Consider the following 25,571-nt stretch of genomic DNA (forward strand, 5'->3'; position numbering starts at 1 on the left):
GTTGAGGGTATGCGTGAGAAGGTCACTGGCGCCAAGCGCTGGGTAGTCAAGATTGGCAGTGCGTTGCTGACCGCCGACGGTCGCGGTCTGGATCGCGATGCCATGGCGGTGTGGGTCGAGCAGATGGTCGCGCTGCATTGCGCGGGTGTCGAACTGGTGCTGGTGTCCTCGGGCGCCGTCGCGGCGGGCATGAGTCGCCTGGGCTGGGTTTCCCGGCCTAACGACATGCACGAACTGCAGGCGGCCGCCGCGGTGGGGCAGATGGGCCTGGTGCAGGCCTGGGAGTCCAGCTTCGGCGTGCATAGCCTGCAGACCGCCCAGGTGCTGCTGACCCATGACGACCTCTCGGACCGCAAGCGCTACCTGAATGGGCGCAACACCCTGCGCACGCTGGTCGACCTCGGCGTGATCCCGGTGATCAACGAGAACGACACCGTGGTCACCGACGAGATCCGCTTCGGCGACAACGACACCCTGGCGGCGCTGGTGGCCAACCTGGTCGAGGCCGACCTGTTGGTGATCCTCACCGATCGCGACGGCATGTTCGACGCTGACCCGCGCAACAATCCCGACGCCGAGCTGATCTTCGAGGCTCGCGCCGATGACCCGGCCCTGGATGCAGTGGCGGGCGGCACTGGCGGGGCGCTGGGTCGTGGCGGCATGCAGACCAAGCTGCGCGCGGCGCGCCTGGCGGCGCGTTCCGGTGCGCACACGGTGATCGTCGGTGGGCGCATCGAACGCGTGCTGGATCGCCTGCGTGCCGGTGAGCGCCTGGGTACCTTGCTGACGCCCGAGCAGAGCCGCAAGGCGGCCCGCAAGCAGTGGCTGGCCGGCCATCTGCAGATGCGTGGCACCCTGGTGCTGGATGATGGTGCGGTGAAGGCGGTGGCTCAGGATCACAAGAGCTTGCTGCCGGTCGGTGTGAAGGCCGTACAGGGCAGCTTCCGTCGCGGTGAAATGGTGGTCTGTGTGGATCGGCAGGGGCGCGAGATTGCTCGCGGCCTGGCTAACTACAGTGCTCTCGAGGCGCAGAAGATCATCGGCCAGCCGACCGATGCCATCGAGGGCATGCTTGGCTATGTCGATGGTCCGGAGCTGGTGCATCGCGACAACCTGGTGCTCGTCTGAGGAGATTGCTCATGCGCAAGGGATTGATGGCGGCGCTGATGTTGCTGCCGGCGCTGGCCCGGGCCGATGTGGTTGGCGAGGTGTCCACCGTCTTCAAGTGGGTCGGGCCGAACGACAAGATCGTCGTCGAGGCTTTCGATGATCCGAAGGTGCAGGGTGTCAGCTGCTACCTGTCTCGCGCGAAGACCGGCGGCGTGAAGGGTGGGCTGGGTCTGGCGGAGGATCGTGCCGAGGCGTCGATCTCCTGTCGCCAGGTCGGGCCGATCCGCTTCGCGGGTGAGCTCAAGGACGGCGAGGTGGTGTTCCAGCAGCGCACTTCGCTGGTGTTCAAGACCATGCAGGTGGTGCGCTTCTTCGACAAGAAGCGCAATGCGCTGGTCTATCTGGTCTACAGCGACCGGGTGATCGAGGGCAGTCCGCAGAATGCGGTGACGGCGATTCCGATCATGCCGTGGCCTGAAAAATAAACGGCTTTTCGTAGGGGCTAGCTTGCTCGCGAATGTGGTTTGCCGGCCGCTGCGAGGTGGCTGATGAGTCTGTTCGCGAGCAAGCTCGCTCCTACAGGTTTTTGCGGGCAATAAAAAACCGGCCCTGGGGCCGGTTTTTCAAGAACGGAACGCTTACGCGGTGGCCAGGGCCTTCACGTGGGCGTTCAGACGGCTCTTGTGACGAGCGGCCTTGTTCTTGTGGATGATGCCTTTGTCAGCCATGCGGTCGATGACCGGTACGGCGGCAACCAGAGCGGCCTGGGCCTTCGGCAGGTCCTTGGCGTCGACTGCTTTGACTACGTTCTTGATGTAGGTACGAACCATGGAACGCAGGCTGGCGTTGTGGCTGCGACGCTTCTCAGCCTGTTTGGCGCGTTTTTTGGCGGAAGGTGTGTTGGCCACCGTCGAGCTCCTCGAAAAAAACTTGGGATGTTGCGAATAAATTAAGGCCGCGAATAATGCCGTTGCATCAGGGCCTTGTCAAGGGTGTGCGCGGCCGCCGACGAGTGGTGCGACGGGCGCACGCTGTCCGGCGGATGGGGTGATTTATTCGCCCCGCGGCCCTACACTGCTGCGCTTCGCCTGGCGGTCGAGCAATCGCTCCAGGCCAGTGCCGTGCCCGGCAGGGGCGGCCATTCTACCAGTTCTGGACGCTATGAACCTACTCAAGTCGCTGGCCGCGGTCAGCTCGATGACCATGATCTCGCGGGTGCTCGGCTTCGTGCGCGATACCATCGTCGCGCGCATGTTCGGCGCCGGCATGGCCACCGACGCCTTCTTCGTCGCCTTCAAGCTGCCCAACCTGCTGCGCCGGATCTTCGCCGAGGGCGCGTTTTCCCAGGCCTTCGTGCCGATCCTGGCCGAGTACAAGACCCAGCAGGGCGAGGAGGCGACCCGTACCTTCATCGCCTACGTATCCGGTCTGCTGACCCTGATCCTGGCGCTGGTCACCGCGCTGGGGATTCTCGCCGCGCCCTGGGTGATCTGGGTGACGGCACCCGGTTTCGTCGATTCGCCGGAGAAGTTCCAGCTCACCAGTTCCCTGCTGCGGGTGACCTTTCCTTACATCCTGCTGATCTCGCTGGCCTCGCTGGCGGGGGCGATCCTCAATACCTGGAACCGCTTTTCGGTGCCGGCCTTCGTGCCGACCCTGCTGAACGTCAGCATGATTCTCTTCGCGCTGTTCCTGACGCCGTACTTCGATCCGCCGATCATGGCGCTGGGTTGGGCGGTGCTGGCCGGTGGGCTGGCGCAACTGCTCTACCAACTGCCGCACCTGAAGAAGATCGGCATGCTGGTGCTGCCGCGCATCAACCTGCGCGATTCCGGCGTGTGGCGTGTGCTCAAGCAGATGGGGCCGGCGATCCTCGGCGTGTCGGTCAGCCAGATCTCGCTGATCATCAACACCATCTTCGCCTCCTTCCTGGTGGCCGGTTCCGTGTCCTGGATGTATTACGCCGATCGCCTGATGGAGCTGCCGTCCGGCGTGCTGGGCGTGGCGCTGGGCACCATCCTGCTGCCGTCGCTGGCCAAGACCTACGCCAGCGATGACCGCCACGAGTATTCGCGGCTGATGGACTGGGGCCTGCGCCTGTGCTTCCTGCTGGCGCTGCCGTGTTCCCTGGCGCTGGCGGTGATCGCCGAGCCGCTGACCGTTTCGCTGTTCCAGTACGGCAAGTTCAGTGCCCATGACGCGCTGATGACCCAGCGCGCACTGATCGCCTACGCTGTCGGCCTGCTCGGCATCATTCTGGTGAAGGTGCTGGCGCCGGGTTTCTATGCGCGGCAGAACATCAAGACGCCGGTGAAGATCGCGCTGTTCACCCTGGTTTCCACGCAGTTGATGAACCTGGTGTTCATCGGTCCGCTCAAGCATGCCGGCCTGGCCCTGGCGATCAGCCTGGCGGCCTGCCTCAACGCCGGCCTGCTGTACTGGCAACTGCGCAAGCATCGCCTGTTCGAGCCGCAGCCGGGCTGGGGCGCGTTCATCGTCAAGCTGGTGGTGGCGGTGCTGGTGATGTGCGTCGTGCTGGTGGGGCTGATGATCGTGATGCCGGCCTGGGGCCAGGGCGATATGCTCTGGCGCCTGCTGCGTCTTGGCGGCCTGGTGATGGCCGGCGTCGTCGCCTATTTCGGTATGCTGGCACTTCTCGGCTTCCGCATCCGGGACTTTTCCCGGCGGGCGGTATCCTGAGTCAGCGGCAAAGGGTTGCATCCGCTTTCGGCGACGGCATTTTGCCTGTCGCACGGCGGCGGGTGTGGGTATAATCGACCACTTTCTGAGCAATACGCGCGCTATGCAGCTGCTTCGAGGCCTTCACAACCTGCGGCCCCTGTCCGGGGGCTGTGTCGCCACCATCGGTAACTTCGACGGCGTCCATCTTGGCCACCAGGCGATCCTGGGGCGTCTGCGCGAGCGTTCGCTGGAGCTGGGCGTGCCCAGCTGCGTGGTGATCTTCGAGCCGCAGCCGCGCGAATACTTCGCCCCGGATGCCGCGCCGGTGCGCCTGGCCCGCCTGCGCGAGAAGCTCGAGCTGCTGCGCCAGTACGGCGTCGACTTCGTTCTCTGCCTGGCCTTCAACCGCCGCCTGCGCGAACTGTCGGCCGCCGAGTTCGTCCGCCAGGTGCTGGTGGAGGGCCTGCGGGTCCGTCATCTGGAAGTGGGTGACGATTTCCGCTTCGGCTGCGACCGTTCCGGCGACTTCGCCTTCCTGGTCAACGCCAGCGCGGAGCAGGGCTTCACCGTCGAAGCCGCGACCACCGTGGAAGTCGACGGCATGCGCGTGAGCAGTTCGCGCATCCGCAAGGACCTGGCCGACGGCGACCTGCACATGGCCGAGCGCCTGCTGGGCCGTCCATACCGCCTGAGCGGCCGCGTGCTGCACGGACAGAAGCTGGGCCGTACGCTGGGTTCGCCCACCGCGAACATCCAGCTCAAGCGCCGCAAGGCGCCGCTCAATGGGGTTTACCTGGTCAGCACGATGGTGGCTGGCCAGCGCTGCAACGGGGTTGCCAACATCGGCACCCGGCCGTCTGTGAATGGCGATGGCCGGCCCCACCTGGAAGTGCATCTGCTGGACTTCGCTGGCGACCTTTACGGCCAGCATCTGGACATCACTTTCCACCAGAAGCTGCGTGATGAGCAGCGTTTTGCCTCGCTCGAGGCACTCAAGGCGGCCATCCTCGCCGACATCGCCGCCGCCCGGGCCTATTGGCTGGGCCAACCGCTTGATTGAAGATCCTGAACAGGCCCTGAGATGACCGATTACAAAGCCACTCTGAACCTTCCCGAAACCGACTTCCCGATGAAAGCCGGCCTGCCGCAGCGCGAGCCGCATACCCTGAAGTTCTGGAACGATATTGGCCTGTACCAGCAACTGCGGAAGATTGGCGAAGGTCGCCCGAAATTCATCCTGCACGATGGCCCGCCCTACGCCAACGGCAGCATTCACATCGGTCACGCGGTCAACAAGATCCTCAAGGACATCATCGTCCGTTCCAAGACTCTGGCCGGCTACGACGCCCCCTATGTGCCGGGCTGGGACTGCCACGGCCTGCCGATCGAGCACAAGGTCGAGACCACCCACGGCAAGAACCTGCCGGCGGACAAGACCCGCGAGCTGTGCCGCGAATACGCCGCCGAGCAGATCGAAGGGCAGAAGGCCGACTTCATCCGCCTGGGCGTGCTGGGCGAGTGGGACAACCCCTACAAGACCATGAACTTCTCCAACGAGGCCGGTGAAATTCGCGCGCTCGCCGAGATGGTCAAGCAGGGCTTCGTGTTCAAGGGCCTGAAGCCGGTGAACTGGTGCTTCGACTGCGGCTCGGCCCTGGCCGAGGCGGAAGTCGAGTACGCCGACAAGAAATCCGACGCCATCGACGTCGCCTTCCCGGTGGAAGATGCCGACAAGCTGGCCGCCGCCTTCGGCCTGGCCAGCCTGCCCAAGCCTGCCGCCATCGTCATCTGGACCACCACCCCCTGGACCATTCCGGCCAACCAGGCGTTGAACGTCCACCCCGAATTCACCTATGCGCTGGTCGACACCGGCGAGCGCCTGCTGGTGCTGGCCGAGGAACTGGTCGAGTCCTGCCTGCAACGCTACGGCCTGGAAGGCCAGGTCATCGCCACCGCCCAGGGCGAGTCGCTGGACCTGATCCGCTTCCGCCACCCGTTCTACGAGCGCTTCTCGCCGGTCTACCTGGCCGAGTACGTCGAGCTGGGCGCCGGCACCGGCGTGGTTCACTCCGCCCCGGCCTACGGCGAGGACGACTTCCGTACCTGCAAGCAGTACGGCATGAGCAACGACGACATCCTCAGCCCCGTGCAGAGCAATGGCGTCTATGTGGCCGACCTGCCGTTCTTCGGCGGCCAGTTCATCTGGAAGGCCAACCCGGCCATCGTCGCCAAGCTCGATGAAGTCGGCGCGCTGCTCAAGCATGCCAGCATCAGCCACAGCTACATGCACTGCTGGCGCCACAAGACCCCGCTGATCTACCGCGCCACCGCGCAGTGGTTCGTCGGCATGGACAAGCAGCCGGAAGCCGGCGATACCCTGCGCGCGCGCGCGCTGCAGGCCATCACCGAAACCGACTTCGTGCCCAACTGGGGCCAGGCGCGCCTGCACGGCATGATCGCCGGCCGCCCGGACTGGTGCATCTCGCGCCAGCGCAACTGGGGTGTGCCGATCCCGTTCTTCCTGCACAAGGCCACCGGCGAGCTGCACCCGCGCACCGTCGAGCTGATGGAAGCGGTCGCCCTGCGCGTCGAAAAAGAAGGCATCGAGGCCTGGTTCAAGCTCGACGCCGCCGAACTGCTGGGCGATGAAGCCGCGCAGTACGACAAGATCAACGACACCCTGGACGTCTGGTTCGACTCCGGCACCACCCACTGGCACGTGCTGCGCGGCTCCCACGCCGAGCTGGGCCACGCCGGCGGCCCGGCCGCCGACCTCTACCTGGAAGGCTCCGACCAGCACCGCGGCTGGTTCCACTCGTCCCTGCTGACCGGCTGCGCCATCGACGGCCACGCGCCGTACCGCCAGTTGCTGACCCACGGCTTCACCGTGGACGAGTCGGGCCGCAAGATGTCCAAGTCCCTGGGCAACGTGATCGCTCCGCAGCAGGTCACCGACACCCTGGGCGCCGACATCCTGCGCCTGTGGGTTTCCGCCACCGACTACTCGGGCGAGATGGCCGTTTCCCAGACCATCCTGCAGCGTAGCGCCGATGCCTATCGGCGCATCCGCAACACCGCGCGCTTCCTGCTTTCCAACCTGTCCGGTTTCGATCCGGCCAAGGACCTGCTGCCCAACGACCAGTTGCTGGCCCTGGACCGCTGGGCCATCGATCGCGCCCTGCTGCTGCAGCGCGAGCTGGAAGAGGCCTACCGCGACTACCGCTTCTGGAACGTCTACTCCAAGGTGCACAACTTCTGCGTGCAGGAGCTGGGCGGCTTCTACCTGGACATCATCAAGGACCGCCAGTACACCACCCAGGAAAACAGCGTCGCCCGCCGTTCCTGCCAGACCGCGCTGTTCCACATCGCCGAGGCCCTGGTGCGCTGGATCGCGCCGATCCTGGCGTTCACCGCCGAGGAAATCTGGAGCTTCCTGCCGGGCGAGCGCGCTCAATCGGTGATGCTGACCACCTGGTACGACGGCCTCTCCGAGCTGCCGGCCGACGCCGAGCTGGACCGCGCCTACTGGGACGAAGTCATGGCCGCCAAGGCCGCCGTGAACAAGGAGCTGGAGAACCAGCGCAGCGCCAAGACCATTGGTGGCAACCTGCAGGCCGAGATCACCCTCTACGCCGAAGACTCCCTGGCCAAGCGCCTGGAGAAGCTGGGCAACGAGCTGCGCTTCGTGCTGATCACCTCCGCCGCCACCGTCGCGCCGCTGGCCGATGCACCGGCCGATGCGGTGGACAGCGAGCTGCCGGGGCTGAAGCTGAAGGTGGTCAAGTCCACCCATGCCAAGTGCGGCCGTTGCTGGCACTTCCGCACCGATGTCGGCAGCGATGCCGCGCACCCGGAACTGTGCGGTCGTTGTGTCGAGAACATCGATGGCGCCGGCGAGGTTCGCCACTATGCCTAACGCCGATCGTTTCGGCCGTCTCCCCTGGCTGTGGATCACCGTACTGGTGTTCGTGCTGGACCAGGTCAGCAAGGCGTTCTTCCAGGCCGAGCTGACCATGTACCAGCAGATCGTGGTCATCCCCGACCTGTTCAGCTGGACCCTGGCCTACAACACCGGCGCGGCCTTCAGCTTCCTGGCCGACAGCTCGGGCTGGCAGCGCTGGCTGTTCGCCCTGATCGCCATCGTGGTCAGCATCGTGCTGGTGGTCTGGCTCAAGCGCCTCAAGCGCGGCGAGACCTGGCTGGCCATCGCCCTGGCCTTGGTGCTGGGCGGTGCGCTGGGCAACCTGTACGACCGCATGCTGCTTGGCCACGTAGTGGACTTCATCCTGGTGCACTGGCAGAACCGCTGGTACTTCCCGGCGTTCAACCTGGCGGACAGCGCCATCACCGTCGGCGCCGTCATGCTGGCGCTGGACATGTTCAAATCGAAGAAATCCGGAGAAACCACACATGGCTGAGGCTTCTGAAAACATTCAGCGCATTGGTGCAGATAGCCAGGTCACCCTGCATTTCGCCCTCAAGCTGGAAGACGGCAACGTCGTCGACAGTACCTTCGACAAGCAGCCAGCGACCTTCAAGGTCGGCGACGGCAACCTGCTGCCGGGCTTCGAGCAGGCGCTGTTCGGCCTCAAGGCCGGCGATAAGCGCACGCTGAGCATCGAGCCGGAGCAGGGCTTCGGCCAGCCGAACCCGGCCAACGTGCAGGTGATGCCGCGTGACCAGTTCCAGGACATGGAGCTGGCCGAGGGCCTGCTGGTGATCTTCAACGATGCCGCCAAGACCGAACTGCCGGGCATCGTGAAAGCCTTCGACGAGCAGCACGTCACCATCGACTTCAACCACCCGCTGGCCGGCAAGACCCTGTCGTTCGAAGTGGATATCATCGACGTACAATCAGCCTGACTGGCTGCGCGGCCCGCCACTGGCGGGCTGTTGCACTTGAGGCGAAGTATTCCTACCGGCCCTTCGTGGGCCGGCTTGCGTAGCACCCGAGGCCACCATGCAAATCAAACTCGCCAATCCCCGCGGCTTCTGCGCCGGCGTCGACCGGGCGATCGAGATCGTCAACCGCGCCCTCGACGTGTTCGGCCCGCCGATCTACGTGCGCCATGAAGTGGTGCACAACAAGTTCGTGGTGGAAAACCTGCGCAACCGCGGCGCCGTGTTCGTCGAGGAACTCGACCAGGTGCCGGACGACACCATCGTCATCTTCAGCGCCCACGGCGTTTCCCAGGCGGTACGCAAGGAAGCCGAGAACCGCGGCCTGAAGGTCTTCGATGCGACCTGCCCGCTGGTGACCAAGGTGCATATGGAAGTGGTGCGCTACAGCCGCGACGGCCATGAATGCATCCTGATCGGCCACGAAGGCCACCCGGAAGTGGAAGGCACGATGGGCCAGTACGATGCGTCCAACGGTGGCTCCATTTACCTGGTGGAGGACGAAGAGGATGTGGCCGCGCTGGCGGTTCGCAATCCCGAGGCGCTGCATTTCGTCACCCAGACCACCCTGTCGATGGACGACACCTCCAAGGTCATCGACGCCCTGCGCGCGAAATTCCCGCACATCCAGGGCCCGCGCAAGAACGACATCTGCTACGCCACCCAGAACCGCCAGGACGCGGTGAAGGAACTGGCCGACCAGTGCGACCTGGTACTGGTGGTGGGCAGCCCGAACAGCTCCAACTCCAACCGCCTGCGCGAGCTGGCCGAGCGCATGGGGACGCCGGGCTATCTGATCGATGGCGCCGAGGACCTGAAGAAAGAGTGGTTCGACGGTGTGCAGCGCATCGGCATCACGGCTGGCGCCTCGGCACCGGAAGTCCTGGTGCGCGGCGTGATCGAGCAGTTGCGCGAGTGGGGGGCGGAGCCCGAGGTGGAGCTGGACGGTCGGGAGGAGAACATCACCTTCTCCATGCCCAAGGAATTGCGGGTGAAGGCGCTCTGAGCCGAGCTCATGTCTATGAAAGCCCGATCGGTTGATCGGGCTTTTTTGTTTCATTTCCAGCAGTCGCTGCTGCTTCCCGAGCCGCTGATACCTCGGGTTCCCGCGGCATTCAGTGTGAGGTTCCTGCATTTGCTGTCGCTGGCCTGGGCGCCTTGAGGCGTTGCGGTCAGCAGGTAGCCGCCGCTGCCATTGGGAGCCGAAACGGTGAGCTTGTAGTAGCCGTTGTCCGAGGTCACGGCGGTGGCATTGCCCTCGCCGGACGTGTTGCGCATCCCGAGCTTGCCGAGGTTCGCACTCTGGGTGACATAGGCGTTGTTCTGCACGAAGAAGCGCTCCTGCCGGGCGCTCGCATCGTTGAGCAGGGCGATGCCCTCCGCGCGGTGGGCGCGCCGGATGTACTCTTGGTAACTGGGATAGGCGATCGCCGCGATGATCGCGATGATCGCGACGGCGATCATCATCTCCATCAGGGTGAAGCCGCGGGCATTGGATTGCAGGGTCATTGTCCGGTCCTGGATCAGTTCGTGGGGTTCGGAATCAGGCGCCAGCTCTGCCGGCCTGTGGCGTTGGGGCCGTAGTTGATCTTGCGCAGCGGGTCCTCGTCGTCCGGAGTCGCCAACTGGTCGTTGCTCAGGGCGATGCCGCCGGCCGTGTTGCCGATGCCGCTGGCCACGTCGTCGCCATAGCTGTCCCTGGCGTCGATGATTCCATCGCGATTCAGGTCGAAGACGTTGAACTTGGTCGCTCCGCCGGTGAGCGGGTCAAGGCCGTAGGTCCAGCCGGACAGGCCGGGAGAGCAGGGGTCTTCATTGGGAATCCGTGTCGGCACCAGCAGTACGTTGCCGCGGGCCAGCATGTCGTCGGTAACCCGCTCACCGTCCTTCTCTGCGTCGTCGACGACCAGATCGAGAGTCCATCCCATCTTGTTCGCGTAGTTGACACTGTTCTGGCTGACGGTCCGTATGGTCTGTGTCACGCCGCTGTTGGTGGTCGTGGCGCTTTCCAGGATGTTCTGGGCCACCAGGTCGCTGCGGGAAATGCTGGGGGCTGTCGTTTCCAGCTTGTCCCAGATGCCATAAATCGTCTGCAGCGTTTTGCTGGCCTTGTCGGTCGCGGTGAAGTAACGCCCGGTGCCGAACATCACGATGAAGCCGGTGCCGCTCGGGTGGCGCACCAGTGACGGCGCAGCGGTGATGGACTGCACGATATCTTCGGTGGCGCTGACCGTGGCGCTGTACAGCGGGTGGTTGCTGAACGCCACGCTGGCGCCGGAAGCACCCGCTGCCAGGTTGAAGCGCCAGACATTGCCCTGCAGGTCTCCAGCGTAGGCGTAGTCGGCGATGCCATCGGAGTTGGCGTCTGCCACACGCACCCCGGACAAGCCGTTGTTGGTGCTGTTCGAGGTAGTCAGCTTCTTGAGCGTCCGGCCGGTTGCGACATCGAGGATGAACAGGCTGGCATTGCCTTCGCTGCCGCCGTATCCGTTGCCCAGCAATACCGTCCAGCCACCGGTCTTGTCGTTGCTGGCCAGGCGGGCGACCACGGGCATGGCGAAGGTGGAGCCGAGGTCCGCATCGGATTGCGCGGTGAACTCCCAGAGCAGGGATATATTGTCCGGATCGGTGATGTCGAGGGCGAACACGCCGCGGCCACCCGCACGCAGGGTGCCGATGAGCACGGTATGCCAGGCGCCGCCAAAGTAGACGTCGGCGACGGTCGGTGTGCCATCCACGAAGTAGCGGTGCTTGGTCGAGTCGGAGTTGTAGGTCGGGTCGGTCAGCAGATGCAGATTGGGGATCACCGGTGTCGGGATGTAAGCGAACTTCTCGACGCCGTCGGCAGCATCGAAGGCATGCAGCATGCCGTCGTTGGCGCCGATGTAGACCTGCGCGCGGCGCTCGGCCATGTCCTCTTTGAAGGCGGCGTAATCGCCGGTCTCGCCATTGAGGGTGTCGGCCATCGATGCCAGGTATTGCGCGCCGCCTACCAGTACCGGACCGGAGTTGATGATGTCGCCGATCAACGAGGTGCGGGTACGGTAGCTGCCTTCGTTGCTCCTGTCGCCCTTGATGAAGGCGACCTTGCTGGCGTCGAGGTCGGTCTGAAGCTGCACGCCGCCATAGGTCCTGCCGGCCAGGTTGTTATAGGTGAAATCCTGCAGCCCGTCGGCGCTGGCATTGGCCATTTTAATGGTGCGCAAGCTCCAGCTCGGCATCTCTTCGCTGGCGCTCCAGACCCGGGTGCTGGTGGCGTTGCTGCCGGTGGTCTTGGTGCTCTTGACCAGGTCGCCGGACCAGTAGGTGACGTTCAGGTCGGTGGTGTAGGTGTCGAAGCTGTTGCTGCTGCTCAGTACCGGCAATACGGCCGGACGCGCGATGGAGCCGTTGCTCTGCAGGATCTGGTTGAACGCCTTGGACATCTGGTCCTTCAAGGTGGTGGCGTTGGTCACCAGGAAGTAGTTGTCCGGTGTGCCGGATTTCTGCGAGTCCCACTTGCCCGTCACGGGCTGCGGGGTTTTCGCGCTGTAGTCGAAACCGCCCCACTTGGCCGCGTACCAGAGCGGGTCCTGCAGGTTGGTGACCAGGGTCTTCTGGGACGGGGTGAAGGTACGCGTGGTGGTCTTGTCGCTCAGGGTGCCGCAGTTCGATCCTTTGCTGGTGCACTCTCCGGCCCACTTTCCGCTGGGGGTGTCGAGTTTGTACTTGTTTGGCGTGTTGCCGCTTCCGGATATCCTGGGGGTGTTGCGCCCGCCGGTCACTTCCAGATAGATGCCGTCCTTGGTGGTGCCGGCGATGGTGTAGCCCATATGGGATTCCCAGCCGGCGTTGGCGTAGTTGCGGGTCAACTGGACGTCCACCCCGCCGGTGGAGTTCACCGATACCGTGTAGAGCACCGAGGAGTCCACGTCGTAGTCGGCGCCCTGGCCAGCGTCGTCGAAGATGACCCGGAAGATGGCCTGGGGACGGCCGCCATTCTTGGTCGGGTCAGATGTCTGGCCCTTCATGTTGTACATCGATTGCACGAAGAAGCCGGTGATCTGCATCGTCACGTCGGGGTTGTCGGTGACGACCTTGCCGAATGGCACCAGGGTGACGGTGTTGGTGCCCACCGGCATCTGGATGCGGGGAAGCGGCGAGGACAGCGCCACGGCGAAGGTCTTCACGCTTTGACCGGTGGTAGCCGGGGCCTTGGGCTTGGTAATCGGGTTGGTATTGCCGTAGTAGGCTACCGCCGCGGCGTTGTAGGTACCTTGTTTGGTGGGTTCTTCCGGTAGTCCGCGGATGTCGCCGAAGCTGGAGGCCCTCTTGGCGGTGGGGGCGGTTTTGTCGTCCGGGTCGCCGCCGGCGACTTCACCGATATTGATGCTCGCATCGCTGCCAAGCTTCTCGCCGCTCCAGATGGCATCCCCGAGCGTCTTTGCGCTGAAGTCCGCCAGGGCTCCCTCGGCGGCAGGGGCGTTGGTCTTGCTGAACTGGCTGCCCGGAAGGTCCGAGTCGTAGTTGGGATTGACGTCGCTGAGTACCGTCATGAAGGGCTTGGAGCAGCTGTAGGCGAAGCTGGAGGAGTAGGGGTTCACCCACTCCGTCACTTGTGTCATGCCAAGGGACGCGTCGGTAGTGTCACTCCCGTAGCTGTAACCGGCAGTGGGAGTGGTGGCACCACTGTAGTAGCGCAGCGCCTCGTACATCATCTCGCCCAGCGGGTTTCCCCAGTTCTTGCACGAGCCGTTCTTCAGGTCATTGCCGGCGGTACAGTTGCCGTACGACGAGTCGTTTTTCGGGTCGCTGATGCGAATTCCATCCAGGCTGGCGATCAGTCCCTGCTTGGTATAGGAAACGCGCCCGCTCCTGTCCGTGGACTTTTCACCGAAGATGCCGTTGTTGGCGTCCAACTCATTGCTGAATGAGCTGATAGCCTTGCGCAGCACGCCGCCCTGCAGGTTGTTGGCATAGGAGCCGGTCAGCAGACCGAAGTACATCTGGTTGCCTTCACCGTAGTCGTGCAGCAGGCCGGTGGGCTTGTAGTTGCCGTTGGGGTAGAGCTTGCAGTTGCTTTCCAGCAGGTCATCGACGCAGGCCTTGACACGAACGACGTAGTCGTCCGGTTTCAGGTTGTCGATGTTTGTCTGGTTTTCATTGGTGACGCTGGTACCGCCCTGCGTCACCTCTCGCGCCACCCATCCCCAGATCCGGGTGTTCTTGACGTTGCGCAGAACTCGCAGGTAGGGGGCGGAATTCGTCGCCGTGCTGGCGTTGGCGAACAGGGTATAGGTGCCGTTCGCCGTGTAGGGCGTGTAGTCGGCGATGTCGTAGCCGTCATTGGCGACGCTGAGATATTCCTTGCCCCAGGTGTGGGCATCCTGGCGGATATAGGAACGCTCCAGCACGGTCTCGGTAGCGGTATCGGTCGAGCGATAGCCGCCGTACAGCACCTTGCGCAAGGCGTCCGCACGGGAGGTGGTGAGGTAGTTGAGATAGTCGCCGCTCCATTGCCCGCCGCACTTCTTGTTGTCAGTGAATCTGCTTGGCGTGAAGAGCGTTTTTCCGCTGTTGGTGGTGTAGCACTTGTTGGAGTCGAAGTAACCGAAGTAGGTGATTTCCGGGTTGTAGCGAATATCCAGGGAGCCGTCGCCGTCCAGGTCGGAGGCATCGTTGTAGGCCGGAAAGAACAGCTTGTGGTCGCGGCCGACCACCAGCAGGTTCAGCGGCGGCACCGTCGGGTTGACGAACAGCGGCAGTTGGGCCGGCACCTGGCTGGTGGTGGTGTCTGCCGCCGCCAGCGCGACCTGGGCGCTGGACAGGCAGTAGAGGCCGCTCAGCAGCGCCAGGGCGATACGGCGAGGGAATCGGGTCATGTTGGGCCTTTCCATAGTGCAACTGAACCTAGTTGAAGACTTTCGCCAGGACCGAGCGCAGGGTGACGCGCTGGCTGCTGCCGTCGGTGGTGGTGCAACTGCCGGCGCAGCTGTTCACGGCGAAGAAGAAGGCGCCGCCCTTGCCGGTCAGCGCGCAGTTGTCCTCGACGCAGGTCGTGCCGGCGGGGACCGCATACCACTGGATGGTGGTGTCCCGGCTGTCGGTATCGAACGTGGTGTTGTCCGCGGGCGCATAGTCGGCCTTGGTATCGCCGCTGGCGAAGCGTGGCGAGGTGTAGTCATCGGCGATTTCCGCGCTGGCGTAGCGGACACAACTCTCGCTCGTGCAGGTATCGCTCGCCTCGGGCACCGTCACCGCCGTGTTGATGGTGCCCTCGCCAGCGCGCAGGCCTGCTTCGGCGGCGCTCGTCAGGCGCTTGGCCTCCAGGCTGTTGGCGGTCATGCGCGACTCGAGGATGACCTCGCGCAGGCTGGAGATTGCCAGCAGGGTAACGATCAGCAGCATGATGAGAGCGACGAACAGGGTGGCGCCCTGTTGCCGGGCGCGGCTGGACGAGGTCATGGCATCAGGTTCCTCAGTGCGATGCGGCCCTTGGCGATCTGGTAGATCTGGCGGCTGTCGGTGACGTCCTCGGCATCTCCCCCATAGAGGCTTTTCCATTGGGTGAGCACGGGGTTTTCGGTGTTCTCGCGCACGCCCTGGTTCTGGCTCTGCAGCAGGATGGCGTAGCCGATCGAGCGGATGGTGTCCGCCGGGGTCAAGGCGTAGGCCGTGACTTCGCGGGTAGTGTCGGGACCGGTGCCGAACTCGAAGCGCAGCGCGGCCACGCCGGTGACAATGTCCTGGCCGGTGGTCCTGTCCGCCGCCGCACTGCCGCGGCTGCTGGCGCAGGACAGGCTCTTGTTGCTGGCGTTATAGGTGAACTTCTCGATGAACATGGCATCGGCCTTGACGAAGGCCTCGCTCACGGCGGTCTTTTCGGCTGCGCTCAGGCCGTTGCCCTGGCAGTCCCGCTCGTTGGGGTCGCGGACCTGGTAGCGAATGCACAGCGCCTTGGCGCTGTTGTTCCATGCCACCGAGGCGCCCGCCGCGAAGCTGCATCCGCTCAGCGTTGAGTTCGCAGGGTAGGCATAGGCCGGGTCCTGGGTCGGGTCGCGGCGATAACCAGCCTTCGCCAGTTCCTGCTCCAGGAAGTTCAGGGCGTAGCGGCTGTTTTCCTGGTTGCCGGCCTGGTTCTGCTGGAAGACATAGGTACGTTTGTTGTCGAGGAATATCTGCGTCACGCCGAGGATCAGGAAGCTGCTCAGAGCCAGGGCGATCATCAGTTCGACCAGGCTGAGACCGGCCTGTCGGTTGTGTCTTGTCATGCTAGTCATCTCACAGGGCGGAACGCAGTCGGAAGTGGCAGACGGTGTTGTTCGCGTTGTCGTCCATGCACTCGCCGGCCTTGGTCTTCCAGGCGACCTGGATTTCGATGGCGGAGCCGCTGGCGCAGCTGCCGGGGGTTCCGGGCGTGATAGTTCGGCAGACGTAGAAGTCGCTGCTCAGCAGCGAGTCGTCCACGCCGGGGAGGGTGGCTTTCACCCGGGCTGCCCAACAGCCCAGCCTGTCGGTTGCAGCGGACGGGGTCGGGGTGCACGACTGCGGCGCGTCGGGAAAGCTGGCGTTGCTTTTCTTCAGGTACGAACTGACGAGCGATGGGTTGCCGCGGAGCAGCTCCATCAGGTCGCTGGCCAGCATCGAGGCATTATTGCGCTGTACGGAATCCTGGGTGTAGGGCACTGCCTTGCTCTGCAGGGCAACCATGCCCATCAGACCTACGCAGATCAGAACCAGACTGATGAGCACCTCGATCATGCTGAACCCGGATTGGTGCCGTTTCATTGACACTCTCCCGGTTTCGTCGAGCTGGGTGGCAGCAGGCGGCCGGTGGGCTGCAGGCCGATATAACGGCAGGCGGTGCCATCGTCCTTCGCCGAGCAGATGCTCAGGCAGCCCTTGCTGCCGCTGGCGCCGGCGGCGCTGAAGACGATGCTGTCGAGCGTGTTTTCGGCGGCGATGGTCGGGCCCAGTCCGGCGTCACCCAGCTCTCTGAGAGTCGTATCGGCCAGCGTCACCTGGACATTGCCGGCCCACTCGCGATCCCGGGTACTGGCATCGCTGTCCGGGTCGGTGTCGTCGCTGGTGCTGCTGGCTGGGGCTACCGTGACGGGCGCGTTGCGCGAGACGGCCTCGCTGCGGGCGTACTGCAGCAGGCTAAAGAGTTCCTCCGAGGCGCTTTGCACACGATTGTTCTCGATCGTCGAGGTGAAGCTCGGCAGGGCTATCGTGGCGAAGACCGCCAGCAGGGTCACCACGATCATCAGTTCGATCAGCGTAAAACCGGCCAATCCCTTGGGGCGCGACATAGCGCATTCCTCGCGTTTTAAGTCGCGGCCATGCTGCCGTCTGTCGTCTGAAAAGTCCTATATAGACAGATGACCGTTCGCTATAGCGCGATGTTCGGTCATGCGATCTGCATATATGTGAAGCCGATCGCGCCGCGAGTGTGATGCGGGTCATCGAGGGCAGAGCGAGTTTGCATCGCCGGCCTCCCGGCGAATTCTTCCGGCTCTGTTGATCACGATCCGAGCGGCTGATGGCGTATTGGCGCAGAGCACGAAATGCCCGGAATGGAAGGCGCCGCTGGGCTGGATGCTGTAGCCACCCGGTGTGTAGTGGAGGTAGCGCAGGGAGGTGGCATCCGGGACGACGGTGATGTGCGCGAGGGCTGCGTGGGTGGACAGCAGGGGCTCGGAGGGTTCGCGAACGCCGTTGTTGTTGCTGTCGACGAACAGCGTCCAGCCCTGGGCCCAGTTGCCTTCGAGCGCGGCGATGCTGACGGGCTGTCCGCTCAGCGCGGCTGTCGCGCGCGCTTGATTCAGGGCGCTCTGCAACTCCCGCGTCGCGACCTGCAGCCGGTGCTCTTCGATGAGCTGGCCGAAGCCTGGTGCGGCGATGGAGAGGGCGATGGCCAGGATGGCCAGGGCCACCAGCAGCTCGATGAGGCTGAAACCCGTGCGTTTGAGCATGATCCGTCCCTGGGTGGTGATGTCGCCAGGGAGTATTGATGGTGAGCGTGGGAGCACCTGCCGTCAGCTCCGATGCTTGGGTAGGACGCTTCCGCGCTGCGTGTAGTTGTCGTCCGTCACCCTGTTCATCCTGGCGCCCGGTATAGTGGGCGACTGGCGATTTCCCTTTGGTTTTCCATTAGAGATGTGGGGCGTTGTATGCCGGATGTGATCGTGGTGGGCGGCGGGGTCGTGGGGCTGTTGTCGGCCTGGACCCTGGGACAGGCCGGGGCCGAGGTGCTCCTGCTGGAGCGGGGCGAGACCGGGCGCGAGGCTTCCTGGGCGGGGGGCGGGATCGTCTCGCCGCTCTATCCCTGGCGTTACAGCCGGGCCGTGGCCAACCTGGCGCACTGGTCGCAGGACTTTTATCCCGACCTGGGCCAGCAGCTGCTGGCGGACACCGGCGTCGATCCGGAAGTGCACGTGACCGGTCTGTACTGGCTGGATCTGGACGACCAGGACGATGCCCTGGCCTGGGCCCGCGCCCACGGCCGCCCGCTGTCGGAGGTGGCGATTTCCGCCGTGCATGACGCCGTGCCCGTGCTGGGGCAGGGCTTCAACCGAGCGGTGTACATGGCGGGCGTCGCCAACGTGCGCAACCCGCGTCTGGCCAAGTCGCTGCGGGAGGCGCTGGTGCGCCTGCCGAGCGTTTCGGTACGCGAGCAGGTCGAGGTGAGCGGCTTCCTGCGGGACGGCGATGAAATACGGGGCGTGCGCACCGCGCAGGGCGATTTCACGGCGGACTCGGTCGTGCTGGCGGCCGGTGCCTGGAGCGGCCAGTTGCTGGCGACGCTGGGGCTGGAGCTGCCGGTGGAGCCGGTGAAGGGGCAGATGATCCTCTATCGCTGCGCCCCGGACTTCCTTTCCAGCATGGTGCTGGCGAAAGGGCGCTACGCGATTCCGCGGCGCGACGGGCACATCCTGGTGGGCAGCACCCTGGAGCATGCCGGCTTCGACAAGACCCCATCGGACGAGGCGCTGGCCAGCCTGCGCGCGTCGGCGGAGGAACTGATTCCGGCGCTGGCGGGAATGGAGCCGATCAAGCACTGGGCGGGCCTGCGTCCGGGATCGCCGCAGGGCATTCCGTTCATTGGCGAGGTGCCGGGGCATCGCGGCCTGTGGTTGAACACCGGGCATTACCGCAACGGCCTGGTGCTGGCGCCGGCGTCCTGCCAGTTGCTGGCGGACCTGATGCAGCGGCGTCAGCCGATCATCGAGGCGACGCCTTATGCGGCGGAAGGGCGTCTGGTTGCTACACCGCTGGATTGAGCGTTTCCAGCGGGGCATCGCCGCTTGGCTTGCCGGAGCGGCTGTCTTCGGTTGCTCCGCAGGATGGCGTGGAGCGAAGCGATACCCGTCATGGCAGATTTATTTCGTACGAAGAGCCCGCCCTGCAAAGGGCGGGAGCATTGCGGCCGGAGCTCGCTACGGGTAACGAGGCATGTTGTCGCGCTCGTAGCAGCGGACTCCGTCCGCGATCTGGCGTCGAGCCGGATGTTGCCCGGTGCCGTGCGGTTCGCGAGCAGGCTCGCTCCTACGAAGAGCCATCTACACACGACTGTAGCGAGCTTGCTCGCGAACCAGGAGTCGCTGTTCTCAGTCGATCCCCAGCTTCTTCAGCCGGTAGCGCATCGAGCGGAAGGTGAGCCCCAGGCGCTGCGCAGCCGCGGTGCGGTTCCAGCGGGTTTCTTCCAGGGCTTGCATGATCAGCTTGCGCTCGATGTCTTCGAGGTAGTCCTCGAGGTTGTCGATCTGCGCGAGGCTCGCCGGGCCGCCGTTGTCGCCGCTGCTGGTGGTCTCGGCCAGACGCAGGTCATGGGACTGGATCACGTCGTTCTCGCACAGCGTGTAGGCGCGCTCGAGCATGTTCTCCAGTTCGCGCACGTTGCCGGGGAAACGGTAGCTCTTGAGCTTCTCCACGGCATCGGAACTGACCGTCGCCACGGGCAGTCCGGCATCGCCGGCCAGGCGCTTGAGCACGCGGTCGGTGAGCAGCGGAATGTCTTCGCGGCGCTCGCGCAGTGGCGGTACGCGCAGCTCGATGACATTCAGGCGGTAGTAGAGGTCCTGGCGGAAGCGGCCGGCGGAGACTTCCGTGGCGAGATCCTTGTGGGTCGCGCAGAGGATGCGTACGTCCACCGCGTTTTCCTGCTGGCCGCCGACGGCGCGCACGGCTTTTTCCTGGATCGCGCGCAGCAGCTTGACCTGCATGGGCAGCGGCAGGTCGGCGACCTCGTCGAGGAAGAGGGTGCCGCCGTTGGCGGCCTGGAACAGTCCCAGCTTGTCCTCTACCGCGCCGGTGAAGCTGCCTTTCCTGTGGCCGAAGAACTCGCTTTCCATCAGCTCTGACGGAATCGCCCCGCAGTTCACCGGGACGAAGGCGATATTCGCGCGCGGACCCTGTTCATGGATCAGTCGGGCGACCAGTTCCTTGCCGCTGCCCGATTCGCCGCTGATGTAGACCGGTGCCTGGCTGCGCGCCAGCTTGGCGATCTGGTTGCGCATCTGGCGCATCGGCGGCGAGTCGCCGAGCAGGCGGTTGTCCACCGGGGCTTCCTCGGCATCGGGGAAGCGCAGGCGCAGCGCCGTGCTGACCAGTTCGCGCAGGCGCGCGAGGTCGACCGGCTTGGTGAGAAAGTCGAAGGCGCCGGCCTTGAGCGCCTGGACCGCGGTGTCCAGGCTGCCGAACGCGGTGATCATCGCCACCGGTGTCTGCGGATGGCGCTGCTGGATGTACTGCACCAGATCCAGGCCGGTACCGTCGGGCAGGCGCATGTCGGTGAGGCAGAAGTCGAACGGCTCGCGGGCCAGGAGCTCACGCGCTTCCTTGACGTTGCGGGCGCTGCGGGTATCGAGCTTCATGCGACCGAGGGTGATCTCCAGCAGCTCGCGGATATCGGGTTCGTCATCGACGATCAGGGCTTTTTGACGACTCATGCTCTTTGCGTGTTCTTAGCTTTGTTTGCGTGGATGGGCGAAGGTGATGCGGAAACAACTGCCACCTTCGTCACGCGTTTTATAGTCCAGGCGCGCCTGGTTGCTTTCGCACAGCTCCCGGGAGATGTACAGCCCAAGACCGGTGCCCTTGCTCTCAGTGGTAAAGAATGGCTCGAACAGCTTCACCCGCTGTTCGGCGGCGATGCCCTGGCCGTCGTCCAGCACTTCCAGGATCGGCAGGTCGGTTTCGCTATCGCGGAACAGGCGCAGCCACACCTGGCCGGTGTCGTTCTTCTTGGCGCTGTACCGTAACCCATTCTGCACAAGGTTGGTCAGCACCTGCGTCAACTGATGGGGGTCCATGCGCGTCTGCACGGTGCCCGGTCCGGTTTCGACGTGCAGCTGCTGGCCGTCCCGCAGCCCTTCGCGCATTTCGCCGGAGAAGCGCTGCAGCCAGTACTTCAGGTCGAGCAGTTGCGGTTCGGCCTGGCGGCGGCGGGACAGTTGCAGGACGTTCTCGATCACCAGGTTCATCCGCCGCGACTGGTCCTGGATGATCTGCGTCAGCCGCCGATCCGGCGGGTCGAGCTCTTCGGATTCCAGCAGCAGTTGTGCAGCGTGGCTGATGGCGCCCAGGGGGTTGCGGACCTCATGGGCGATGCCGGCGGTCAGCCGGCCGAGGGCCACCAGCTTGAGCTGTTGCGCCTGCTGGGCGATCTGCGAGATGTCCTCGAGGAACATCAGGATGTGCTGTTCGTTGCCACGGTGCAGGGGGATGAAGGCGGGCTGCACGCTGGGCGCGGTCTCGCGTGGCTGCAGGCTGGGCGGCCGCAGCGCGGGGTTCTGCTGCCATTGCTGCAGGCTGGCGAGCAGCGCCGGGGTGTGCTCGGCCAGCGAGTGGCCGGTCAGTTCCTGCCCGCCGAGCAGGGTGGTGGCGCTCTGGTTGGCCAGCAGCACACGCTGCTGGTCGTCCAGTACCAGGATGCCGGTACGCATGCGCTGGAGAATCAGGGCGTTGAGTTCTTCGAGGTTGGCGACCGTGGTGGCCCGCTGTTCCGCAAGGTTCTCGACGATCTGCTGGCGGCGCGCCAGGGCCTGGATCAGCAGCGCCGAGGCGAAGCACATGGCGCCCAGGCTACCCGCTTGCACGTAGTAGTTGAGGGCCAGCGTCTGGGTGAGGCTGAGATAGAACGTCAGGTAGATCAGGCCGATGGAGGCCAGTGCGGCGATCAGCAGGCCAACGCGGCCGCGCAGCAGGATGTTGGCGATGGCGACGGAAACCACCATCAGGTTGCCGATGCCGCTGGGAACGCCGCCGGCGGCGTAGAACAACCCGCTGAGCATCAGCACGTCGCATGCCGCCAGCACGAACAGCGGCATCAGCTTCCGGGGCGCCGGCATCAGGACCGCGACCAGAATGTTGACCACCAGATAGGTCCAGCAGCCGATATGGAACAGCTCGGTGTGGGCGAGCTTGAGGATATCGTCGTCGTAATTGCTGGAAATCAGCAGTACCAGCGCCAGGCCGATGGTCAGGCGGTACAGGTGGTACAGGCGCAGGACGCGCAGTCCCTGCCCGGTGAGCGAGATGCCGTCAGTGCCCACGGTCTGTGCGGTCCTGCTCGAGGTGCGCGCGGCTGCAGTACCAGTTGCTCTCGTCCTGCAGGGCATTGCTGCGCGGAACGTGCACTCCGCACTGGGCGCAGCGGACCATCGGCACGGTCTGTTCCTCGCCGGATGCCGGTGTGCTGGGACGGGAAGGGCGGGTGGCCTTGCGCCACAGCCACCAGGCCAGGGCGAACAGTGCGATCCAGAACAGCAGGCGGGTCATGGCATTCCCTTATTTCGTCGAGAGCCGCAGTGTATCCAAGGCGTGCCTTCGCGCACAGAGACGTGGTCCGCGCAGGCGGACGATCACCCACGAAAAAGGGAGGCCGAAGCCTCCCTTGATCAGGGGTCCAGGACGTTCGGCACTCAGTCGAAGATGCCGAAGGTCATGTAGCTGAACCAGGAACGACCGCTGTCGCTGTTGCCTTCGGCCTCGTGCTCTTCTTCCTGCACGTCGGACTGGTTTTCGGGCTTGAGCTCGGCCGGGATCTGCTGTTCGGCGTCCTCGTACTGCTTGATCACGTCCTTGCTCGCCTGGGTTTCCATGTGCGGCGGGGCGTCGTTGGTCTCGATCAGACCCAGGGTCGCCTTGGCCAGCCAGGAGCGGTTGTCGGCCTCGTCCTCGCGCGGGACGAACTGGCCGTCCTTCAGGCTCGGGTTGTCCGGATAGTTCAGCTTCAGGGTCTGCAGGCTGGAATCGGCCAGGTCGTTCAGGCCCAGGCGCTGGTAGGCTTCGACCATGATCGCCAGGCCATCGCCGACGGCCGGGGTTTCCTGGAAGTTTTCCACCACGTAGCGGCCACGGTTGGCGGCGGCGACATAGGCCTGGCGCTTGAGGTAGTAGTGGCCGACGTGCACTTCGTAGGCGGCCAGCAGGTTGCGCAGGTAGATCATGCGCGCCTTGGCGTCCGGCGCGTAACGGCTGTTCGGGAAGCGGCTGACCAGCTGTGCGAACTCGTTGAAGGAGTCGCGGGCGGCGCCGGGGTCGCGCTTGGTCATGTCCAGCGGCAGGAAGCGCGCCAGCAGGCCACGGTCCTGGTCGAAGGAGGCCAGGCCCTTCAGGTAATAGGCGTAGTCGACGTTCGGGTGTTGCGGGTGCAGGCGGATGAAACGCTCGGCGGCGGAACGCGCGGCCTCGGGCTCCATGTTCTTGTAGTTGGCGTAGATCAGCTCCAACTGGGCCTGTTCCGCGTAACGACCGAACGGATAGCGGGACTCCAGCGCCTTCAGCTTGGTCACGGCGTTGGTGTAGCTCTTGTTGTTCAGATCGTCCTGGGCCTGCTGGTACAGCTGGCTTTCGCTCAGGTTCTCATCCACCTTCTCGCCCTTGGAGGAGCAGGCGGTGACGAAGGCGAGGATGGCGATCAGCAGCAGGTGTTTCACTTGCATGGCGGCTTGCGTCCCTGGACGGTCGGCTGTCGCGGCCGCAACCGTCTGTTATGATTGGCGCCCCAGGGGGTTACCCTGGGACAAAGGCCCCGTATTTAACCACAGCGTGCAGCCGAACCAAAAGGCCGCGCGCCCTTCGTGTCCCGCTATGTCCGATATCATTCAACTCGCGGCAGAAGTGCCGTTCGACCTCGGTGGTCAGCGTCTCGACCAGGTCGCCGCCCAGCTCTTCTCCGATCACTCCCGCTCGCGCCTGTCCGGCTGGATCAAGGACGGCCGCCTGACGGTCGATGGCGCCGTGCTGCGCCCGCGTGACACCGTTCACGCCGGCTCGCGCCTGGAACTGCAGGTGGAACTGGAGGCCCAGGGCGAGTGGAAGGCCCAGGACATCGAGCTGGACATCGTCTATGAAGACGACCACATCCTGATCATCGACAAGCCGACCGGTCTGGTGGTTCACCCTGCCGCCGGCCACCAGGACGGTACCCTGCTCAATGCGCTGCTGCACCACGTGCCGCACCTGGCCAACGTGCCGCGCGCCGGCATCGTGCACCGCCTGGACAAGGACACCACCGGCCTGATGGTGGTGGCCAAGACCCTCGAGGCCCACACCAACCTGGTGGCGCAGTTGCAGGCCCGTTCCGTCAGTCGGATCTATGAAGCCATCGTCACCGGCGTGATCGTTTCCGGCGGCACCGTCGATGCCCCCATCGGTCGTCACGGCGTGCAGCGGCAGAAGATGGCGGTGGTCGATGCCGGCAAGGTCGCGATCAGCCATTACCGCGTGCTGGACCGCTTCCGCGCCCACACCCACGTGCGGGTGAAGCTGGAGACCGGCCGTACCCACCAGATTCGCGTCCATATGACGCATATCGGCCATCCGCTGGTGGGCGACCCGACCTACGGCGGGCGTTTCCGCATCCCGCCGGGCGCCAGCCCGACCCTGATCGAATCCCTGCGCGACTTCCCGCGCCAGGCCCTGCACGCGCGCTTTCTCGAGCTGGATCACCCGCATACCAACGTGCGGATGAAGTGGGAATCGCCGCTGCCGGATGATTTCACCTGGCTGCTGAGCCTGCTGCGGCAGGATAACGAGTCCTTCGTATGAACCCCTGGCTGACGCCCGACTGGCCGGCGCCGGCCAATGTCCGCGCCTGCGTGACCACGCGTGCCGGGGGCGTCAGCGCAGAACCCTTCGACGGCCTCAACCTGGGCGACCACGTCGGCGACGAGCCGGCCGCGGTCGCCGAGAATCGCCGCCGGCTGACCGCCGAACTGGGTTGTCAGCCGGCCTGGCTGAGCCAGGTGCATGGTCTGGCGGTGGTCGAGGCCGATCCGTCGTGCGTCGCCACGGCGGACGCCAGCTGGAGCGCCACGCCGGGGATCGCCTGCAGCATCATGACCGCCGACTGTCTGCCGGCGCTGTTCTGCGACCGCGCCGGCACCCGCGTTGCCGCCGCCCATGCCGGCTGGCGCGGACTGGCCGGTGGTGTGCTGGAAGCCACGCTCGACGCCCTGGGGAGTGCGCCGGATGAACTGCTGGTCTGGCTGGGGCCGTCCATCGGCCCGCAGGCGTTCGAGGTCGGTCCGGAGGTACGCGAAGCCTTCCTTGCGGATCACGCCGAGGCCGGGTGCGCCTTCGTACCCAGCGCCAATGCCGGCAGGTTCATGGCCGACATCTATGAGCTGGCGCGCATTCGCCTCGCCGCAAAGGGCGTGACGGCGGTCTACGGTGGCGGTCTGTGCACCTTCACTGACACCGAACGCTTCTATTCCTACCGCCGCAACCCCCGCACCGGCCGCCTGGCCAGCCTGATCTGGCTCGCTTGAGCCGGGGCCGCACCGGCGCCTTCCTGTAGGAGCGAGCAAGCTTGCTCCTGCGAAGAGCACGCGTATTGCCATGAACGTCCACGGCAAACCTCGCCTAGACGCCCGGCAAATGCCCCGAACTGA

The 25,571-nt window shown here is 64.8% G+C and carries 23 protein-coding genes; 11 read left to right on the forward strand and 12 right to left on the reverse strand.

The window, feature by feature from the left end:
• Positions 1-9: 9 nt before the first annotated feature.
• Together proB and ACYCAX_RS08205 are read left to right on the forward strand one after the other, a co-directional pair.
• Entirely contained in the window at positions 10-1,128 is a 1,119-nt protein-coding gene (proB, locus tag ACYCAX_RS08200) for a glutamate 5-kinase (protein ID WP_294973838.1), read from the forward strand.
• An 11-nt stretch (positions 1,129-1,139) separates the two neighbouring features.
• Positions 1,140-1,595: a CreA family protein gene (locus ACYCAX_RS08205; RefSeq protein ID WP_081517335.1), complete on the forward strand. Its 456-nt coding sequence runs from the start codon at positions 1,140-1,142 to the stop codon at positions 1,593-1,595.
• Between the two features lie 153 nt (positions 1,596-1,748).
• Here ACYCAX_RS08205 and rpsT read toward each other — a convergent pair whose 3' ends face one another.
• Positions 1,749-2,018 (reverse strand): 30S ribosomal protein S20, encoded by a 270-nt coding sequence (rpsT, locus tag ACYCAX_RS08210; RefSeq protein ID WP_009617555.1) that lies wholly within the window; start codon positions 2,016-2,018, stop codon positions 1,749-1,751.
• A gap of 253 nt (positions 2,019-2,271) precedes the next feature.
• On the opposite strand from rpsT, the gene murJ reads away from it, so the two are divergent.
• The 6 genes from murJ to ispH all read left to right on the forward strand — a co-directional run bounded on the left by murJ (position 2,272) and on the right by ispH (position 9,697).
• Positions 2,272-3,810 carry a murein biosynthesis integral membrane protein MurJ gene (gene murJ / locus ACYCAX_RS08215; RefSeq protein ID WP_015475687.1) on the forward strand — a complete coding sequence of 513 codons (1,539 nt, stop codon included), beginning with the start codon at positions 2,272-2,274 and terminating at the stop codon, positions 3,808-3,810.
• A gap of 103 nt (positions 3,811-3,913) precedes the next feature.
• Positions 3,914-4,852, forward strand: coding sequence for a bifunctional riboflavin kinase/FAD synthetase (ribF, locus tag ACYCAX_RS08220; protein WP_015475688.1), 939 nt, complete (start codon positions 3,914-3,916; stop codon positions 4,850-4,852).
• 21 nt (positions 4,853-4,873) lie between these two features.
• Positions 4,874-7,708 (forward strand): isoleucine--tRNA ligase, encoded by a 2,835-nt coding sequence (ileS, locus tag ACYCAX_RS08225; RefSeq protein ID WP_460247770.1) that lies wholly within the window; start codon positions 4,874-4,876, stop codon positions 7,706-7,708.
• Positions 7,701-8,210: a signal peptidase II gene (lspA, locus tag ACYCAX_RS08230; RefSeq protein WP_460247771.1), complete on the forward strand. Its 510-nt coding sequence runs from the start codon at positions 7,701-7,703 to the stop codon at positions 8,208-8,210. Before ileS ends, lspA begins: the two co-directional genes overlap by 8 nt.
• Entirely contained in the window at positions 8,203-8,655 is a 453-nt protein-coding gene (gene fkpB, locus ACYCAX_RS08235; RefSeq protein ID WP_015475691.1) for an FKBP-type peptidyl-prolyl cis-trans isomerase, read from the forward strand. The genes lspA and fkpB overlap by 8 nt, the downstream gene beginning before the upstream one ends.
• A 97-nt stretch (positions 8,656-8,752) precedes the next feature.
• Positions 8,753-9,697 carry a 4-hydroxy-3-methylbut-2-enyl diphosphate reductase gene (gene ispH, locus ACYCAX_RS08240; RefSeq protein WP_294973807.1) on the forward strand — a complete coding sequence of 315 codons (945 nt, stop codon included), beginning with the start codon at positions 8,753-8,755 and terminating at the stop codon, positions 9,695-9,697.
• Positions 9,698-9,747: 50 nt separating this feature from the next.
• On the opposite strand, the gene ACYCAX_RS08245 is transcribed toward ispH, so the two are convergent.
• From ACYCAX_RS08245 to ACYCAX_RS08275, 7 genes are all read right to left on the reverse strand, one after another.
• Complete coding sequence (locus ACYCAX_RS08245; RefSeq protein ID WP_294973803.1) at positions 9,748-10,200, reverse strand: type IV pilin protein; 453 nt, start codon at positions 10,198-10,200, stop codon at positions 9,748-9,750.
• Positions 10,201-10,214: 14 nt separating this feature from the next.
• Positions 10,215-14,552 (reverse strand): pilus assembly protein, encoded by a 4,338-nt coding sequence (locus tag ACYCAX_RS08250; RefSeq protein WP_460247772.1) that lies wholly within the window; start codon positions 14,550-14,552, stop codon positions 10,215-10,217.
• Positions 14,553-14,580: 28 nt separating this feature from the next.
• The gene (locus ACYCAX_RS08255; RefSeq protein ID WP_294973795.1) at positions 14,581-15,135 is read right to left on the reverse strand and encodes a pilus assembly PilX family protein; all 555 of its coding nucleotides are present in this window, start codon (positions 15,133-15,135) and stop codon (positions 14,581-14,583) included.
• The gene (locus tag ACYCAX_RS08260; protein ID WP_294973792.1) at positions 15,132-15,941 is read right to left on the reverse strand and encodes a PilW family protein; all 810 of its coding nucleotides are present in this window, start codon (positions 15,939-15,941) and stop codon (positions 15,132-15,134) included. Before ACYCAX_RS08260 ends, ACYCAX_RS08255 begins: the two co-directional genes overlap by 4 nt.
• 10 nt (positions 15,942-15,951) lie before the next feature.
• Positions 15,952-16,458 carry a type IV pilus modification protein PilV gene (pilV, locus tag ACYCAX_RS08265; RefSeq protein WP_294973789.1) on the reverse strand — a complete coding sequence of 169 codons (507 nt, stop codon included), beginning with the start codon at positions 16,456-16,458 and terminating at the stop codon, positions 15,952-15,954.
• On the reverse strand, positions 16,455-16,982 hold the full coding sequence (locus ACYCAX_RS08270) for a GspH/FimT family pseudopilin (protein ID WP_294973787.1): 528 nt from the start codon (positions 16,980-16,982) through the stop codon (positions 16,455-16,457). The genes pilV and ACYCAX_RS08270 overlap by 4 nt, the downstream gene beginning before the upstream one ends.
• Before the next feature lie 150 nt (positions 16,983-17,132).
• The gene (locus ACYCAX_RS08275) at positions 17,133-17,645 is read right to left on the reverse strand and encodes a GspH/FimT family pseudopilin (RefSeq protein ID WP_294973782.1); all 513 of its coding nucleotides are present in this window, start codon (positions 17,643-17,645) and stop codon (positions 17,133-17,135) included.
• 198 nt (positions 17,646-17,843) lie between these two features.
• Here ACYCAX_RS08275 and thiO point away from each other — a divergent pair, with 198 nt between their 5' ends.
• Positions 17,844-18,953 (forward strand): glycine oxidase ThiO, encoded by a 1,110-nt coding sequence (thiO, locus tag ACYCAX_RS08280; protein WP_294973779.1) that lies wholly within the window; start codon positions 17,844-17,846, stop codon positions 18,951-18,953.
• A 327-nt stretch (positions 18,954-19,280) separates the two neighbouring features.
• Here thiO and ACYCAX_RS08285 read toward each other — a convergent pair whose 3' ends face one another.
• From ACYCAX_RS08285 to ACYCAX_RS08300, 4 genes are all read right to left on the reverse strand, one after another.
• Positions 19,281-20,621, reverse strand: a complete 1,341-nt coding sequence (locus ACYCAX_RS08285) for a sigma-54-dependent transcriptional regulator (protein WP_294973776.1) — start codon at positions 20,619-20,621, stop codon at positions 19,281-19,283.
• A gap of 15 nt (positions 20,622-20,636) precedes the next feature.
• The gene (locus tag ACYCAX_RS08290; protein ID WP_015475702.1) at positions 20,637-22,226 is read right to left on the reverse strand and encodes a sensor histidine kinase; all 1,590 of its coding nucleotides are present in this window, start codon (positions 22,224-22,226) and stop codon (positions 20,637-20,639) included.
• Positions 22,216-22,452, reverse strand: coding sequence for a PP0621 family protein (locus ACYCAX_RS08295; protein WP_015475703.1), 237 nt, complete (start codon positions 22,450-22,452; stop codon positions 22,216-22,218). Before ACYCAX_RS08295 ends, ACYCAX_RS08290 begins: the two co-directional genes overlap by 11 nt.
• 143 nt (positions 22,453-22,595) lie before the next feature.
• Complete coding sequence (locus tag ACYCAX_RS08300; protein ID WP_015475704.1) at positions 22,596-23,618, reverse strand: outer membrane protein assembly factor BamD; 1,023 nt, start codon at positions 23,616-23,618, stop codon at positions 22,596-22,598.
• Between the two features lie 148 nt (positions 23,619-23,766).
• On the opposite strand from ACYCAX_RS08300, the gene rluD reads away from it, so the two are divergent.
• Together rluD and pgeF are read left to right on the forward strand one after the other, a co-directional pair.
• Positions 23,767-24,726: a 23S rRNA pseudouridine(1911/1915/1917) synthase RluD gene (gene rluD, locus ACYCAX_RS08305; protein WP_015475705.1), complete on the forward strand. Its 960-nt coding sequence runs from the start codon at positions 23,767-23,769 to the stop codon at positions 24,724-24,726.
• Positions 24,723-25,448 (forward strand): peptidoglycan editing factor PgeF, encoded by a 726-nt coding sequence (gene pgeF / locus ACYCAX_RS08310; RefSeq protein ID WP_294973765.1) that lies wholly within the window; start codon positions 24,723-24,725, stop codon positions 25,446-25,448. Before rluD ends, pgeF begins: the two co-directional genes overlap by 4 nt.
• Positions 25,449-25,571: the final 123 nt, after the last annotated feature.

It is taken from the genome of Pseudomonas sp. MT3 (assembly GCF_054720805.1).